General features: G+C 53.0%; 24 protein-coding genes. 16 read left to right on the top strand and 8 right to left on the bottom strand.

Going from position 1 to position 13,724, the window contains the following annotated elements; genetic code table 11:
• Nucleotides 1-3 precede the first annotated feature (3 nt).
• The 4 genes from sufC to H924_RS07455 are packed head-to-tail and all read left to right on the top strand — an operon-like array spanning nt 4 to nt 2,894.
• Nucleotides 4-762, top strand: coding sequence for a Fe-S cluster assembly ATPase SufC (gene sufC / locus H924_RS07470; RefSeq protein ID WP_015651353.1), 759 nt, complete (start codon nt 4-6; stop codon nt 760-762).
• 1 nt (nt 763) lies between these two features.
• A complete protein-coding gene (locus tag H924_RS07465) occupies nt 764-2,032 on the top strand; it encodes a cysteine desulfurase (protein ID WP_015651352.1) in 1,269 nt (422 codons plus the stop codon).
• Nucleotides 2,029-2,475, top strand: coding sequence for a Fe-S cluster assembly sulfur transfer protein SufU (gene sufU / locus H924_RS07460; RefSeq protein ID WP_015651351.1), 447 nt, complete (start codon nt 2,029-2,031; stop codon nt 2,473-2,475). Before H924_RS07465 ends, sufU begins: the two co-directional genes overlap by 4 nt.
• Entirely contained in the window at nt 2,472-2,894 is a 423-nt protein-coding gene (locus tag H924_RS07455) for a metal-sulfur cluster assembly factor (RefSeq protein WP_015651350.1), read from the top strand. Before sufU ends, H924_RS07455 begins: the two co-directional genes overlap by 4 nt.
• Before the next feature lie 74 nt (nt 2,895-2,968).
• Here the strand turns inward: H924_RS07455 and H924_RS07450 are convergent, their stop codons facing one another.
• Nucleotides 2,969-3,712, bottom strand: coding sequence for a hypothetical protein (locus H924_RS07450; protein WP_015651349.1), 744 nt, complete (start codon nt 3,710-3,712; stop codon nt 2,969-2,971).
• Nucleotides 3,713-3,844: 132 nt separating this feature from the next.
• On the opposite strand from H924_RS07450, the gene H924_RS07445 reads away from it, so the two are divergent.
• Nucleotides 3,845-5,476, top strand: coding sequence for an ABC-F family ATP-binding cassette domain-containing protein (locus H924_RS07445; RefSeq protein WP_015651348.1), 1,632 nt, complete (start codon nt 3,845-3,847; stop codon nt 5,474-5,476).
• 3 nt (nt 5,477-5,479) lie between these two features.
• Here the strand turns inward: H924_RS07445 and H924_RS14565 are convergent, their stop codons facing one another.
• From H924_RS14565 to H924_RS07415, 6 genes are all read right to left on the bottom strand, one after another.
• A complete protein-coding gene (locus H924_RS14565) occupies nt 5,480-6,427 on the bottom strand; it encodes a tyrosine-type recombinase/integrase (RefSeq protein WP_245533855.1) in 948 nt (315 codons plus the stop codon).
• Between the two features lie 397 nt (nt 6,428-6,824).
• Nucleotides 6,825-7,406 (bottom strand): PH domain-containing protein, encoded by a 582-nt coding sequence (locus H924_RS14560; protein WP_015651346.1) that lies wholly within the window; start codon nt 7,404-7,406, stop codon nt 6,825-6,827.
• Nucleotides 7,407-7,430: 24 nt separating this feature from the next.
• Nucleotides 7,431-7,727 (bottom strand): ImmA/IrrE family metallo-endopeptidase, encoded by a 297-nt coding sequence (locus H924_RS07430; protein ID WP_015651345.1) that lies wholly within the window; start codon nt 7,725-7,727, stop codon nt 7,431-7,433.
• A 151-nt stretch (nt 7,728-7,878) separates the two neighbouring features.
• On the bottom strand, nt 7,879-8,442 hold the full coding sequence (locus H924_RS07425) for a hypothetical protein (protein WP_015651344.1): 564 nt from the start codon (nt 8,440-8,442) through the stop codon (nt 7,879-7,881).
• 12 nt (nt 8,443-8,454) lie between these two features.
• Nucleotides 8,455-8,844, bottom strand: a complete 390-nt coding sequence (locus H924_RS07420; protein WP_015651343.1) for an ImmA/IrrE family metallo-endopeptidase — start codon at nt 8,842-8,844, stop codon at nt 8,455-8,457.
• Nucleotides 8,819-9,217 carry a hypothetical protein gene (locus H924_RS07415; RefSeq protein WP_015651342.1) on the bottom strand — a complete coding sequence of 133 codons (399 nt, stop codon included), beginning with the start codon at nt 9,215-9,217 and terminating at the stop codon, nt 8,819-8,821. Before H924_RS07415 ends, H924_RS07420 begins: the two co-directional genes overlap by 26 nt.
• 155 nt (nt 9,218-9,372) lie before the next feature.
• Here H924_RS07415 and H924_RS07410 point away from each other — a divergent pair, with 155 nt between their 5' ends.
• The gene (locus tag H924_RS07410; RefSeq protein WP_015651341.1) at nt 9,373-9,606 is read left to right on the top strand and encodes a hypothetical protein; all 234 of its coding nucleotides are present in this window, start codon (nt 9,373-9,375) and stop codon (nt 9,604-9,606) included.
• A gap of 583 nt (nt 9,607-10,189) precedes the next feature.
• Here the strand turns inward: H924_RS07410 and H924_RS07405 are convergent.
• Nucleotides 10,190-10,906 carry a hypothetical protein gene (locus H924_RS07405; RefSeq protein ID WP_155861941.1) on the bottom strand — a complete coding sequence of 239 codons (717 nt, stop codon included), beginning with the start codon at nt 10,904-10,906 and terminating at the stop codon, nt 10,190-10,192.
• A 126-nt stretch (nt 10,907-11,032) separates the two neighbouring features.
• On the opposite strand from H924_RS07405, the gene H924_RS07400 reads away from it, so the two are divergent.
• The 10 genes from H924_RS07400 (at nt 11,033) to H924_RS07365 (ending at nt 13,715) form a co-directional block, all read left to right on the top strand.
• Complete coding sequence (locus tag H924_RS07400) at nt 11,033-11,260, top strand: hypothetical protein (RefSeq protein WP_015651339.1); 228 nt, start codon at nt 11,033-11,035, stop codon at nt 11,258-11,260.
• Nucleotides 11,253-11,450, top strand: a complete 198-nt coding sequence (locus H924_RS14800) for a helix-turn-helix domain-containing protein (RefSeq protein WP_015651338.1) — start codon at nt 11,253-11,255, stop codon at nt 11,448-11,450. The genes H924_RS07400 and H924_RS14800 overlap by 8 nt, the downstream gene beginning before the upstream one ends.
• A complete protein-coding gene (locus H924_RS07390) occupies nt 11,447-11,683 on the top strand; it encodes a hypothetical protein (protein WP_015651337.1) in 237 nt (78 codons plus the stop codon). The genes H924_RS14800 and H924_RS07390 overlap by 4 nt, the downstream gene beginning before the upstream one ends.
• On the top strand, nt 11,680-11,934 hold the full coding sequence (locus tag H924_RS07385; RefSeq protein ID WP_015651336.1) for a hypothetical protein: 255 nt from the start codon (nt 11,680-11,682) through the stop codon (nt 11,932-11,934). The genes H924_RS07390 and H924_RS07385 overlap by 4 nt, the downstream gene beginning before the upstream one ends.
• Before the next feature lie 169 nt (nt 11,935-12,103).
• Nucleotides 12,104-12,277, top strand: coding sequence for a hypothetical protein (locus tag H924_RS14160; RefSeq protein WP_155861940.1), 174 nt, complete (start codon nt 12,104-12,106; stop codon nt 12,275-12,277).
• Nucleotide 12,278: 1 nt separating this feature from the next.
• Nucleotides 12,279-12,596 (top strand): hypothetical protein, encoded by a 318-nt coding sequence (locus H924_RS07380; protein WP_015651335.1) that lies wholly within the window; start codon nt 12,279-12,281, stop codon nt 12,594-12,596.
• Nucleotides 12,593-12,784 (top strand): hypothetical protein, encoded by a 192-nt coding sequence (locus H924_RS07375; RefSeq protein ID WP_015651334.1) that lies wholly within the window; start codon nt 12,593-12,595, stop codon nt 12,782-12,784. The genes H924_RS07380 and H924_RS07375 overlap by 4 nt, the downstream gene beginning before the upstream one ends.
• Nucleotides 12,785-12,788: 4 nt before the next feature.
• On the top strand, nt 12,789-12,977 hold the full coding sequence (locus H924_RS07370) for a hypothetical protein (protein WP_015651333.1): 189 nt from the start codon (nt 12,789-12,791) through the stop codon (nt 12,975-12,977).
• A 129-nt stretch (nt 12,978-13,106) separates the two neighbouring features.
• Nucleotides 13,107-13,271 (top strand): hypothetical protein, encoded by a 165-nt coding sequence (locus H924_RS14155; RefSeq protein WP_155861939.1) that lies wholly within the window; start codon nt 13,107-13,109, stop codon nt 13,269-13,271.
• A 3-nt stretch (nt 13,272-13,274) separates the two neighbouring features.
• Entirely contained in the window at nt 13,275-13,715 is a 441-nt protein-coding gene (locus tag H924_RS07365; RefSeq protein ID WP_015651332.1) for a hypothetical protein, read from the top strand.
• Nucleotides 13,716-13,724: the final 9 nt, after the last annotated feature.

The following is a 13,724-nucleotide window of genomic DNA, read 5'->3' as shown; positions in this document are numbered from 1 at the left end:
TAGATGAGCACTCTTGAAATTCGTAACCTGCACGCACAGGTCCTGCCCTCCGACGAGTCCGCAGAGCCAAAGGAAATCCTCAAGGGCGTAAACCTCACCATTAACTCCGGTGAAATCCACGCCATCATGGGCCCTAACGGTTCCGGAAAGTCCACCCTGGCTTATACCCTCGGCGGTCACCCACGCTACAAAGTAACCTCCGGTGAAGTATTGCTCGACGGCGAGAACGTTCTCGACATGGAAGTTGATGAGCGCGCCCGCGCTGGCCTCTTCCTGGCTATGCAGTACCCAACCGAGATCCCTGGCGTTTCTATGGCAAACTTCCTGCGCTCTGCTGCAACCGCAACCCGCGGCGAGGCACCAAAGCTGCGCGAGTGGGTCAAGGAAGTTCGCTCTGCACAGGACGCACTGTCCATCGACCCAGAGTTCTCCAACCGCTCTGTTAACGAAGGTTTCTCCGGTGGCGAAAAGAAGCGCCATGAGGTGCTGCAGCTTAACCTGCTTAAGCCTAAGTTCGCCATCATGGACGAGACCGACTCCGGCCTCGACGTTGACGCATTGCGCATTGTTTCCGAAGGAATCAACTCCTACAAGGAGGAGACCAACGGTGGCATCTTGATGATCACCCACTACAAGCGCATCCTTAACTACGTTCAGCCAGACTTCATCCATGTTTTTGCCGACGGCCACATCATCACCACCGGTGGTGCTGAGCTCGCTGACAAGCTCGAAGCTGACGGCTACGACCAGTTCATCAAGTAATATGTCCGATTTCCTCAACGCAGATGGAACCCTCAATGTGGCTAAGGTGGTGGCAGAATTCCCCATCCTTAGCCGCACTGTGCGGGAAGGCCAACCGTTGGTCTATTTGGACTCAGGTGCTACCTCACAGCGACCTGAACGAGTGTGGCGCGCAGAAGAACGCTTTGTCCTTCACACCAATGCACCAGTACACCGCGGAGCCTACGAACTTGCGGAGGAAGCTACTGATGCATATGAAGGTGCACGGGAAAAGATCGCAGCTTTTGTCGGCGCAAACCAGGAAGAAATTGCCTTCACTAAGAATGCAACTGAAGCCCTAAACCTTGTTGCCTACACTCTTGGCGATGACCGCTCGGGTAAGTACCAGATTAAAGCTGGGGACACCGTTGTAGTCACCGAACTTGAGCACCACGCAAACCTCGTCCCATGGCAGGAATTGTGCCGCCGTACTGGCGCCACCCTGAAGTGGTACAAGGTAACCGAGGACGGCCGCATTGACCTGGATTCTTTGGAACTAGACGACACCGTAAAAGTTGTTGCCTTCACCCACCAGTCCAATGTGACCGGCGCTGTGGCTGACGTTCCAGAATTGGTACGTCGTGCCAAGGCAGTGGGCGCACTTGTTGTGCTCGATGCTTGCCAGTCTGTGCCTCATATGGGTATTGATTTCCATGAACTTGATGTAGATTTCGCCGCATTCTCAGGACACAAGATGTTGGGCCCTGCCGGTGTTGGTGTGGTTTATGGCAAGGGCAATATCTTGAATGAACTTCCACCATTCTTAACTGGTGGATCCATGATTGAGGTTGTCACCATGGAAGGCTCCACTTACGCAGCGGCACCGCAGCGTTTTGAAGCAGGTACCCAGATGACCAGCCAAGTTGTTGGTTTGGGTGCAGCAGTGGAATTCCTTGAGGAAATCGGCATGGACGCAATTAGCGCTCATGAGCATGCTCTCACCGAGTATGCGCTGGAGAAATTGCAGCAGATCAGTGGCCTGCACATTGTAGGCCCACTTGAAGCAGAAATGCGTGGCGCTGCAATCAGCTTTAGCGTTGATGGTATCCACCCCCATGATCTTGGCCAGGTCCTCGATGACCAGGGCGTTTGTATCCGTGTTGGACACCACTGTGCATGGCCAGTACACCGTTGCATGAATGTTCAATCAACGGCACGTGCTTCTTTCTACCTCTACAACACCTTTGAAGAGGTTGATGCCCTGGTGGCAGCAATCGCAAAGGCGAAGCAGTTTTTTGGAGTTGAATCATGAAACTAGAGCAGATGTACCAGGAGGTGATCCTGGATCATTATAAAAATCCCCAGCATAAGGGTCTGCGCGATCCTTTTGATGCAGAGGTCCACCATGTGAACCCCTCCTGTGGTGATGAATTGACGCTGCGCGTCAAGCTCTCCGCAGACGGCAAGACCGTCGAGGACGTCTCTTATGATGCAGTCGGTTGCTCCATCAGCCAGGCTTCAACTTCAGTGATGGCAGAGGAGATTGTTGGCCAGCCGGTTGAAGAAGCCATGGTCAAGCTGCAAGAATTTGAGAAAATGATTGTTTCTCGAGGCCAGCTCGAGGGCGATGAGGACATTATTGGAGACGGCGTTGCTTTCTCCGGTGTGTCAAAGTACCCGGCACGCGTGAAGTGCGCATTGCTCGGTTGGAAGGCTTTTCAAGCAGCTACTGCTGAAGCAATGGAGGAAAAATGAGCGAGTACGAAGAAGATCGCCAAGATCAGGTAGAGGCTGAAGAGCAGAACTCTGCTACTTTTGAGGCTCCAGGCGCTGAGCGTCCAGAGCAGTCTGAGGAAGATCTTGCAAAGGCTAGTGACGTCGAGGAATACATGCGCGACGTTATTGACCCAGAGCTTGGAATCAATGTTGTTGACCTCGGCCTGGTTTATGATATCTACATCATCAATGGCAATGAGGCACATATTGATATGACTCTGACTTCACCAGCGTGTCCTTTGACTGACGTTATTGAAGATCAGGCTCGTACTGCAGTTGTTGGCAATGGCATCACTGAGAAGCTATCTATCAACTGGGTCTGGATGCCACCATGGGGTCCACATATGATCACCGAAGAAGGCCGTGCTCAGTTGCAGGCTCTTGGCTTTGCTGTCTAAGTAAAGCAATCTTTAAACCCACCGCATACCTGCTAAAGGTAAGTGGTGGGTTTTTTCGTCGAAAAGCGCTCTTTTTAGCCTTTAACGCAGCCAACAACAAAGGCTAAATTAGCGGGGTGCAGGGCGAAGGTGGAGGCACGATCGTCAAATAGACCGGGTGCCTCGCCCCAAATGTCTTCATTGATGGAGGCTTGTTCACTCCGCAGATCATTACATTCCGAGATCTTCTGGATAAAACCCGCATCATTGGAAACGGCGTAATTGCTCAGCTGGCCGTCAAAATAGGTAGCGTCAGATAGGTATGCGAAGCCAAGGTAGATGGCAATCGCTAACCCCAAAAGCGGACGCAGGCAGCCGATCCGCTTCTTGGATGTCCGCTGTCGAGCTAGCGACGCCTGATTGGCGTCATAGGTTTGAGGTGGGCCAGGCAACCAGGTGGAGGGTTCAGGACCGTCTACGTCATCAAATTCATAGGTCACATTAGGCGCTGCTGTGGGCTCTGCAGGCGAAACAGTAGGGTTCGCCCAGTGGGTGCTTGCGGGAAGCGGAGTGATTGCTGGACGAGCGCGGGCGGCGGGGTGGAGCGACAGGGGAGTCGCAGTAATTTCTTTAATGTCGCGAGCAACAAGGCCGTATTTTGCCACCTGCGTCAGCAACTCGTTCTTAGAGGGCTGATGCGGAAAGCGCATCACAAAGCTGCCTTTTTGAAATTGATTTAATTGGTAGGCAACGTGAAAGTCGGTGCCATGTTCGGATCCAGCAGTGACATCGCCTGCTTGTGCCTTGCGGTTGGGTTTCTTGCGCTGTGGAAACTCCATAAGCCCACCATAGACAAAGTTTTGCGGTTTGGACGGGCAAAGCTGCATAAAGTACTGCCTAAAACGGATATATCCGAGGGGAGTATTGCCCGTTTATTGACCACACCAACTTAGTTGATACACTGACAGGTTGTGATTGTCACCAATGATTTAGAGGTGCGCGTTGGCGCACGTACCCTTCTCGACGCCCCCGGCCAACTGCTGCGGGTGCAGCCTGGCGACCGTATCGGTCTGGTAGGTAGAAATGGTGCGGGCAAGACCACCACCATGAGGATCCTTTCCGGCGAAACCCAGCCTTTTGGAGGATCTGTCACCACCTCAGGTGAAATCGGTTATCTCCCGCAGGACTCCCGCGAGGGCAATATTGAGCAAACTGCTCGTGACCGCGTTCTTTCCGCACGTGGCCTTGATCAGCTGCGTGCAGATATTGAGCGTCAGCAAGAGATTATGGAAACCACCAGCGATGACGGCAAGCGCGATGCCGCCATCCGCAAATACTCCCGCCTGGAAGAGCAATACCAAGCACTTGGTGGTTATGAAGCTGACTCCGAAGCTGCGCAGATCTGCGATAACTTGGGCCTCGAAGCGCGTATCTTGGATCAAAAGCTAAAGACCTTGTCCGGTGGCCAGCGCCGTCGTGTGGAGCTGGCGCAGATCCTCTTCGCCGCCACCAACGGCTCAGGTAAGTCCAAAACCACTTTGCTTCTCGACGAACCAACCAACCACCTTGATGCTGACTCCATCACTTGGTTGCGTGGTTTCCTCTCAAAGCACGAGGGCGGACTCATTATGATCTCCCACGATGTGGAATTGCTGGAGGCCGTCTGTAACAAGATTTGGTACCTCGATGCAGTCCGCGCTGAAGCCGATGTGTACAACATGGGCTTTGCCAAGTACAAAGATGCTCGTGCAACCGATGAAGCACGTCGTCGTCGTGAGCGCGCCAATGCTGAGAAGAAGGCTGGTGCCCTAAAGGACCAGGCTGCGCGTCTGGGCGCAAAGGCTACCAAGGCAGCCGCTGCAAAGCAGATGATTGCTCGTGCTGAGAAGATGATGGGCAGCTTGGATGAGATTCGCGTGGCAGACCGCGTGGCGCACATTTCCTTCCCAGAGCCCGCCCCTTGTGGCAAGACTCCGCTTAATGCCACGGGCCTTACCAAGATGTACGGTTCTTTGGAAGTCTTTGCAGGTGTTGACCTCGCCATTGACAAGGGTTCCCGCGTGGTTGTACTTGGGTTTAACGGTGCGGGTAAGACCACTTTGCTCAAGCTTTTGGCCGGTGTGGAACGCACCGACGGCGAAGGTGGCATTGTCACCGGCCACGGCCTGAAGATCGGTTACTTCGCGCAGGAGCACGACACCATCGATCCGGATAAATCCGTCTGGCAAAACACCATCGACGCTTGTCCAGATGCCGATGAACAGGACCTCCGCAGCCTCCTTGGTGCCTTCATGTTCACTGGTGAACAGCTCTCCCAGCCAGCCGGCACCCTGTCCGGTGGTGAGAAGACCCGCCTGGCCTTGGCAACGTTGGTCTCCTCCCGCGCCAATGTTTTGCTTCTCGACGAACCGACCAACAACCTTGATCCGGTTTCTCGTGAACAGGTTTTGGATGCGCTACGCACCTACACCGGTGCCGTTGTCCTGGTGACACACGACCCTGGTGCAGTTAAGGCTTTGGAGCCAGAGCGTGTGATTGTGCTTCCTGATGGCACTGAGGATCTATGGAATGACCAATACATGGAAATCGTGGAACTAGCGTAGTATTTAGGCCTGTTTCTGCAGGTCATCGCCGTCCGTGTCGCCAGAATTATCGGAAAATCTTCTCAAAATCTTCAGGGATTCTACGACACCAAAAATAGCGTTCCTCGAAACGTCATCATCGCCGGGGAAAAAGTGCGAATAAACATCCAATGTTGTAGCCGCCGAAGCATGTCCCATTAGCGTCTGAACCTGCTTCACAGACACGCCCGACGAAATCAATGTTGTTGCGAACATATGTCTGAAAGTGTGGAATGTGACCTCAAAGGTCAAATGCCTAACGGTCTTTCTTAATTCAGCTCCAGCGGAAGCGGCCCGGTACGGTGTCCCTCGATTGGTCTCAAAGATCCACCCGTTCACCGACTGGGATACTTGATAGTCCAGCAGCTCCAAAAGGTCATCCGCGATAGGAATGACCCGAATGGAACTCTTGGTCTTAGTCGGCACGCGTGACTTCCCGTCAGGGGAGAGCTGAGCGTCCACTCTGATCTCTCTTCGGAGGAAGTCAATATCTTCCCGCCGTAGTGCGCATAATTCGGACAGTCTCATACCCGACCCTAGCGCGACTCCCACCATCGCTGCGATGACCGGCTGGGGCAGTTGGGCGCTTACTCCTGGTTCCCATTTGGTTCGACTGCCCTTCACTCGGAGGTTGGTGTGGAATCTGGCACCGCCAGCATTGAGCTGCTCGACAATCTTGTGGACTGATTCCATCGGTGGAATATCAGAGCGAAGTACTTGGGCAGTGGAATCTTGCTTTGGCAGTTTAACGACGTTGCGCAAGATGATGCCGTCTTCGACTGCGCCGTTCATAACCACGGATAGTCGGACGACGTGCTCACGTGCTGTGGAAGCTGCTAAGCCCTTGTCATCTTTACCCATCCACGGCCGGCCGTCACGAAGTTGGCGATGCCAAGCGAAAACATCAGTCCGTACAAGGTGCCCAGCAGGCATGTGCTCTAGCCGACCGAGATTCTTCTTTGTGAGGAGATAGGCTTGGCGCGTGCCTTCACGGTTTGATCTATCAGCCCATGCTTGAACAAGCTGCCCGATAGTAACTTCTTGATCCTTTGGGTCAATCCATTCGCCGCGGCGGACGCTTCGGTTTTCTTCGTCGATCCAAATCTCGGCTTCTTTTTTCGTCGAGAAACTCTTTGATCGGATCTTGCCTGATGGGTCTATGTAGCGAGCTTCCCATGAGACTTTTCCTGATTTGAGGATTCTTTTACGTGGCTTCTGTGCCATCTTGATACACTTCTCCTGTGTCTAGGGAATTAATTTTTTCTTAGATACTGTCCCCCTCTTCACCCGTGGTCGCCAAACTGTTGGGTGGGGAGGGGCTTTTATTTGTTTAAAGGCCTAGCGCCTTGGCTTTAGCTGCTGCAAACTCGTCGTCTGTCAGGATTCCTTGCCGGTGGAGGTCAGCAAGCTTTGCGAGATCATCCAAGCCTGATGATTCGACAACAGGTGCAGATGAGGTTCCTGCAAGCTTTTCCTGCTGCTCACGCACAACCTGCTTGAGGTTTTCCAGATCCTTCGTCACGGACTTTTCAAGAGTCCTCTTATGCGACCCGTGGTGCAGAGTCACCCATGAGCCAGAGAGCTTCATGCCCACATCGATTTGATCAATGTCGCTGTACCGGATTTCAAGGTGCCCAAAGGAGATGCCCTTCATCCATCCGATGATGATTCGCTCATTCGTGGCAACTAGTGCAGCATTGGCGTCCTCAGAGTCTAAGGTTCCAGTGGCCACGAAGAGCGCTTCTTCATCGAGCCTGACTTCATCCGAGACCACGTTGAGAGGGTACGCGGAGCTGAGACGTTCAGATCCTCTCACCATCGCGGCGATTGCTTTTCGCTTGCGGTCGCGCGCCTCCTTGAGTTGCTTCTTCTGTATCTTTTCTTCGTCTGACTTTCGGCTAAAGAGTGCCATGATTTCCTACTTTCATTTTGGGGTTTATTGGATTAGTGCTTTTTCGTGGAGAGCTTTCCACACATCCACGTATTCGACAGTGACATTTAGCTCTGTTGCTAACGCACCTGCATGTGATCCTACGAGGGCTTCTGCCTGTTCGTAGGCTTTTGCGGTGATGAGTGCCCTCACTGCCCATCTGTCAGCCCTGGCCTCTTGACGTGCATCACGGATATGATCATCGACAAAATCATCTTCGTGGTATGCGTGGCCTAACTCATGGGCGACGGCACACACGAGCTCGGCGTGGGACAGTCCATCGCGGTAGAGGACGCGCCACATGTAGCCTGTTTTTGGCGGATTTCGCGGCGTACTTCTTGATGCTGGCCATGGTAGGCTCCTTGGTGGTTTATGGTATTGCTCTCAGCGATTAAACCTTTGCCCCTTTTCACCCTCTTGGTTCCTAGGCCTCGGGTGAAGAGGGGGTTCTTTTTTATTTGCCCATAGATTCAGCGACTACGCATCGATCCACACCTGCTGCGTACTCATTAGCCATGCCATAGGTGGAATCTGGATTTTGCACTGCCCATGAATTGCTCTGAGCACCACTGGACACTGAATACAGCGCACCGTCTTGCAGTAGCCACACATCGGAGCGGGACTCAAACTCACCATCAGGACGGACGAGTGAGGCACCAATCCATGTGTCGGAGCCGTCTTTGATCAGCTGAGCGTTAGCAAGCGTCAGTGATTGATCATGAAGCACACCGGTAAGCATGGCTGCGGTGCCGTCATCTGGTTGGCACATTTCGTGGCGAGTCCACGGCATGACGTTTTCGCTCGTGGTTTCCTGTGCTGCGACAGTCTCGCTGGTGGCAGCTTCGCTGGTGGGGGTTTCGGAGGTGGGGGTTTCGGAGGTGGTGGCTTCATCGTCACTTCCTGAGCTGCCAACAACGGAAACGAAAATAATAAAAGCAAAAATGACGGCGATAATAATTCCGAGAATTTTCAGAATCTTAATCTTCGCCCTGCGGTCTTTATCACTCTGGTCAGTCATGAGGTGTCCTGTCTAGTAGGGGACGCGACGGTAAATATCGCGCCAGAGTTCTATGTAATTTGTGGTGACTTCCAGCTCTGCAGCTAACGCTCCAGGGTGCACACCTACCAAGCGCTCGGCGGCTCGGTAGGCCTGCTCTGATATTAGGTGCTCTACAGCCCACTTGTGGGCTCTTTGCTCCTGCCGAGCACTACGGCAAGTGTCTCGAGTGGGTATGTCGCCATAGATGTGGTGACCAATTTCGTGCATGAGGGTGCAGCGTCGATTGATGTGGGTGAGATCTGAACGGAGGGTGATTATTCCTCCTGGGTATCGGCGGCCTTTCTCCCCACCCTCATGGGTGAGGACTATGAGCTTTTCTTTGATCACCCAGTAGTTAGGGTCCGTCGTGATAGCCCTCATCTCCCATCCCTGGCTCAGTGTCGGTGTCATCAGCAACATAGCGCACTGGGTGGACATCGTCGGATTCTTTTTCGAACGCTTCTCGCTCTTCTAGTCGGCTGACGATGATCTGGGCGAGCTCTACATCGCTGAAGTCTGAGACTGACCAGACCGCAGAGTATGCGCGTGCATCAAGGGGGGTGAGCGCTCCGGAGGCAATGAGGCCTTCGATCGGGTTTACGTCATATGCGCGTGCGATTTCGATGATGGCGTCGGAGTCGTGGTTTTTTAGCCGGCGTTGGATTGTCGAGTGGGTGGTGCGGAGCTTTTCGGCTACGACTCTCCAGGAGTCATCTCCGGTCACTTGCGCTACCCAATTGTTTAACGCGTTCATGTTTTGCATGTCTCTGATGGTACAGAAATAAGCCACTCTAAACAATGGTTACCAGCGTGGATTATAAATAAGCCACCCCCGCATGGGTGTAAATGGTTGATAAACGCGCCAACTTGGCGCAAGATTAAGCCACACCACAAACGGAAGGAGCCCACATGACACAAGCGGGAATCGTAGCGAAGGCAGAAAAGTTAAGAGCCCTCCAAAAAGCACTCAAATTTAGCGACCAGCAAATGGCTGACCACATCAAATGTGACCGGCTCACATGGAGAAACGCAGTATCCGGAGGGCTTGTTAGTCCGCTCACAGTAGCCAAAGTTAGCGCAGCATTTAGCACCCCCTTTGATACCTATTTCAAGCTCTACTACGCAGAGCAAAACGCAGCTTAATTTAAATGCCCGACTAGCAGGCGCAGGTGTGCGAGCCACCTGGCGGGCACTGAGCTTTCGAAGAACTAGCCACCGCAAAACGGTGTGGAGCTGGGGCGGAAGCGCGATATATGAAAACTAAATAGAAGAAAATTTGTTGTCGTATCGGAGTATCAGCGGGTGGCGAGCTCGACCAATGGAACCCCGCCTCGAACCCTCCATTTAGGCACGGCTGCCACATGCAGCTGAGGCGGAAAAGATACGACAGATTGCCGGTGTAATCATTTTTTGGAAAAGGTTATGTCTTGGTGGATACCCAGGTTCGATACCTGGCACCGGCACTGTGGTGTGAACAGCGGGAATCGTCATGAGAAGTCGCCCGCTAAAGCCTGACCCCTGTGAAGTCCACCCTGCGGGCTGGTCAGGCTGCACCACCCAAAAACACATAACTAAGAAAGGAGCAATGATGTCAGAGCATCTTGTCCCAGAGGGACTATCCCTTATGGAATTAGCGGCAGTTAATTGGGTTTTAGCTGCTGTGAAAACAAAAATCCTGACGGGACAACCGTCAGGACAAATCATTGACCAAGCACTTGAAGAGTGTCTAGCTGCTGCCGGGGCCTGGCCCAAGCATGGGCATGCTAACGCTAGCAATGAGAACATTTGAGGCTAGGTTGCCCGTCATTCCGGCGAGCGCCCCAACTGTGAAAGGGTTAACCCAGTGCTCCATGAACCGACGGAACCGTGAAGGTTGTTCTTCCGTGGATTCATTCCTGTCAATCAAGGAGACAGTAGCAGCTAACTGGGTTAGTGCCTTATCTAGCTCAAATTCACCCAACTGAGCGAAATTGTTAAGACACCACTCAACATGGTTAAGGACGTTATCAAGGTGCATTGCCAGTTGAGCATCATCGACACCAGTTTTGGCAGTTGAGCGGATTTCAGCAACGAATTTTTTCAGATCAGCGACACCTTCGGGCTTGATAACGCGTACCCAGTTTTGCATGATCTGGCCAAAGGCTTCTAACAGCAAAAGGTCTGTTGGGGCGAGTGAAGAACTTTGAGGTGCTGCGGGGCCATTAGGGATCAGAAATATTCCTTTAGTCCATCGATCAATAGCATCTTTCCAGGTTTGTACATTTTGTCCTGCCTGTTCCATGCGCTGAACGGTTTCTCTAATGGCTTCAAGATGAAGTACTGAGATTCTAAGCTTCATCAGAGAATCCGAGTCAGGAGGATTTAACTTCCGTGAAGTTTTCGCGTCTTGATTTGAATTCCACAGGGACAGTTGTTGGTGGAGTAGTTCTGCTGGGTTTGCCATACCCAATATCAAACCACATACATATGTAAAGCCCGTCACCTCTTGACCAGGTGGCGGGCATTAATGATTTCAGGAAAGGAAATCATTGTGAATATTAGCACTTCTCCAAGTAAAGGAGGTCAGGAAATGAAGAAAACAATAACGCCAAAGCTGCTACTGGATCTGCTCGAAGTTGGACCCGTGGATCTAGAGCTATGGGGAGAATCCGAGATGGCGAAGCTAGTTGGAGCCGGCAAGAAATCTGAGAGCGACGAAGCCTATGCGATTGCCAAGGTGTGGAGTACCGAGCTTCGCCGTGAAGTCATCGATCTGGTGGCCATCACAGACATTAGGGGAGTGAAGCTCAGTGTCTAGGAAGTTGACCTACAGCGCAGGTGAAACTGCAGAACTACTGGGGATTGCGAAATCAACTTTGTTGAAGCATGCGTATGCGGGGAGCTTAGAACCTCCGTTTCGTTGGCATCGCGTCGGTGGTGTTGGTGGAGCGGTTCGCTTCGTAGCTAAGGATATTGACGAACATTTAGGGATCGAGGATGCCGCATGAGCATCAAAACTGACATCCACGATCTGGCCACCGCGCATGTCATTGCGTACCACATGACACCAGAGTGCAGAGCAGACCTCCTCACCGCAGCAACCTACGGCTGCGACACTCTCACCCCCATACCCTTGGCATTACTGACCGCGCGCGGACTAATAACCCCGACAGTTCCTTATGAGCTCACAGCCATGGGGCAGTGGGTCACCGCCATCATCACCGAAGGAACGACACTATGAACGCAACATACACACTGCTGGGTGAACTCACCCACAAAAACATTGGCGACACCATCAGCTTCACCTACCGCGACGATGATTTGATCCACACGACGATCGTTGCGGAGCTACGCAGCATCTACTTCAATTCCGACACTGTGACGATTGGTGTGGCACCCCACGACCGCGACACTACTCACTACGCAGAGATCACTGAGCTTCCCGTGGACACCATCGTCGGGATTGAGGAACCACTGGAGAAAACGTGGTGATCGACTACACGGTATGGGAAGCAGAACACCGCGCCGGGGTTTACGACGACGATGCGGAACCCTGTGCATGCTGCGAAAACAACCCCTGTAACTGCGATGAACAATACGAATGGGGCGTAGAAAAATGAGCGAGGAACGACCAAACATACCTAGAAGAACTAAAGGAATCATGTTGACTCTTTCTGATGATGACTTGAAATACGCCACACGGTTCGCACACCTCGACACGACCGAACGTGACCACCTCCTCAAAGCCAAACACCACTACCGCACCCTCGCCCTCTACAACACCGCCCTCCTCTTCGGCGGCACCATCGGCACCCTACTCCTCTGGACGGCATAAATTGACCCGCGACAAAGAACTCCACGCAGACCTGAAATACCTCCTCGACCACTACACGGGCGACATCAGCACCATCGCACGCACAGCACTCGAAACCGCCATCACCCACACCACACCACCCACCCTCGCCGGAGGACAACACCTAGACAGCAGCTACGTCACCATCATCAACACCCTCACCAATTCCATCCGCTGGCGAGGCTGGACATTCAAAGACCGCGCCCTCATCAAAGACATGATGAGCCAAGCCCAACACCTCGAACGCCGACGCGCAGCCCGCCACACACTCCTCTACACCAGAGGCGGTGATGGCCAATGACAATCACCCCACTGGACATGTACCGCCTGAGAAACAAACTCACCCCTATGCCAGAAGAAATGGGATACGTCGTGGACACCGCACAGGAAGTCCTCACAGCGTTCACGTTCTTCACCCAGCACGGTCTTGATACAGAGACTGCGACTGATCTCACTGCCATCACTATTGACCATTTACCCGAGGACTAAACGTATGAGTACTCATCGTGATATTGAACAGAAGCCCCGGTATTTAACCGGGGTCATCGACGTTGATGGGGCGCTTTATCGTATTGAGCGCACCGAAGTGACCATGACCGCACACCCCTCAGGGAAGAAGATTCTCGCGGTCGATGAAACCAAAATCAAACTAATCAGGAGCACAAAACTTGACCCCTCCTAAACACCGGCTAGAACACTCCGATGAAGACCCTCACGACACCATGGTGAGGGTCTTTTCCATTGCCACCCCCTGGATCCTCTCACTCGCAGGACTCACGCTCTTCTGCTGGGCAATCTACGGAACCATCCTATGAGGCAGCTCTCACCGATGCTCATTGAGCTTCTCCAGATCTATGCCCGCGGCGGGAAACTCAAACCCCGCCAAATAGAAGAACTCAAAGACAGTGGCCTGATCAACAACGCCGAAGTCACCCCCGAAGGACTTCTCCACCTCACACAACACGAAGGAAACTAACCCATGTCATCTTGGATTTCTAAAAGCCTCACCCTTGATATCTTGGCCATCACCATCGACGGTCTAACGAAGGTTTTTGACCGTATCAACGCGGAGCCGGACAGTGTTTCTCCGTGGCCTGCACAGACCGAAGCCCCAGCACCGGCAGCTGCACCAGCGGTTGCTGCTCCAGAACCAACCCCCGCAGCACCCACCACACCAGTGCAACCACTCCCACCAGAGATCGCACAAGAACAACAAGAAGCCATCGACGCCATCGACACACAAAAGCTTCTCACCCAAGCCCAAACCAGCCTCCGCACCATCGCACAAACCGAAGGCACCACCTGGATCACCAACACGCTCTTCCCACACTTCGGAGTGAAATCCCTCAACGACATCCCAGAAGAGCGACTCTCCGAGGTTGTGACCATGGCCGACAGTCACCTCCCACAAGCCGCATAAAAGAAAGAC

Source organism: Corynebacterium callunae DSM 20147 (assembly GCF_000344785.1).
Taxonomy (GTDB): domain Bacteria; phylum Actinomycetota; class Actinomycetes; order Mycobacteriales; family Mycobacteriaceae; genus Corynebacterium; species Corynebacterium callunae.
This window is presented reverse-complemented; position numbering and strand designations above follow the sequence as displayed.

Coding starts and splice junctions, on each gene's coding strand:
- sufC (WP_015651353.1), top strand. CDS start 4: ATGAGCACTCTTGAAATTCGTAACCTGCACGCACAGGTCCTGCCCTCC.
- H924_RS07465 (WP_015651352.1), top strand. CDS start 764: ATGTCCGATTTCCTCAACGCAGATGGAACCCTCAATGTGGCTAAGGTG.
- sufU (WP_015651351.1), top strand. CDS start 2,029: ATGAAACTAGAGCAGATGTACCAGGAGGTGATCCTGGATCATTATAAA.
- H924_RS07455 (WP_015651350.1), top strand. CDS start 2,472: ATGAGCGAGTACGAAGAAGATCGCCAAGATCAGGTAGAGGCTGAAGAG.
- H924_RS07450 (WP_015651349.1), bottom strand. CDS start 3,712: ATGGAGTTTCCACAGCGCAAGAAACCCAACCGCAAGGCACAAGCAGGC.
- H924_RS14565 (WP_245533855.1), bottom strand. CDS start 6,427: ATGCCTGCTGGGCACCTTGTACGGACTGATGTTTTCGCTTGGCATCGC.
- H924_RS14560 (WP_015651346.1), bottom strand. CDS start 7,406: ATGGCACTCTTTAGCCGAAAGTCAGACGAAGAAAAGATACAGAAGAAG.
- H924_RS07430 (WP_015651345.1), bottom strand. CDS start 7,727: ATGTGGCGCGTCCTCTACCGCGATGGACTGTCCCACGCCGAGCTCGTG.
- H924_RS07425 (WP_015651344.1), bottom strand. CDS start 8,442: ATGACTGACCAGAGTGATAAAGACCGCAGGGCGAAGATTAAGATTCTG.
- H924_RS07420 (WP_015651343.1), bottom strand. CDS start 8,844: ATGAGGGCTATCACGACGGACCCTAACTACTGGGTGATCAAAGAAAAG.
- H924_RS07415 (WP_015651342.1), bottom strand. CDS start 9,217: ATGAACGCGTTAAACAATTGGGTAGCGCAAGTGACCGGAGATGACTCC.
- H924_RS07410 (WP_015651341.1), top strand. CDS start 9,373: ATGACACAAGCGGGAATCGTAGCGAAGGCAGAAAAGTTAAGAGCCCTC.
- H924_RS07405 (WP_155861941.1), bottom strand. CDS start 10,906: ATGGCAAACCCAGCAGAACTACTCCACCAACAACTGTCCCTGTGGAAT.
- H924_RS07400 (WP_015651339.1), top strand. CDS start 11,033: ATGAAGAAAACAATAACGCCAAAGCTGCTACTGGATCTGCTCGAAGTT.
- H924_RS07390 (WP_015651337.1), top strand. CDS start 11,447: ATGAGCATCAAAACTGACATCCACGATCTGGCCACCGCGCATGTCATT.
- H924_RS07385 (WP_015651336.1), top strand. CDS start 11,680: ATGAACGCAACATACACACTGCTGGGTGAACTCACCCACAAAAACATT.
- H924_RS14160 (WP_155861940.1), top strand. CDS start 12,104: ATGTTGACTCTTTCTGATGATGACTTGAAATACGCCACACGGTTCGCA.
- H924_RS07375 (WP_015651334.1), top strand. CDS start 12,593: ATGACAATCACCCCACTGGACATGTACCGCCTGAGAAACAAACTCACC.
- H924_RS07370 (WP_015651333.1), top strand. CDS start 12,789: ATGAGTACTCATCGTGATATTGAACAGAAGCCCCGGTATTTAACCGGG.
- H924_RS14155 (WP_155861939.1), top strand. CDS start 13,107: ATGAGGCAGCTCTCACCGATGCTCATTGAGCTTCTCCAGATCTATGCC.
- H924_RS07365 (WP_015651332.1), top strand. CDS start 13,275: ATGTCATCTTGGATTTCTAAAAGCCTCACCCTTGATATCTTGGCCATC.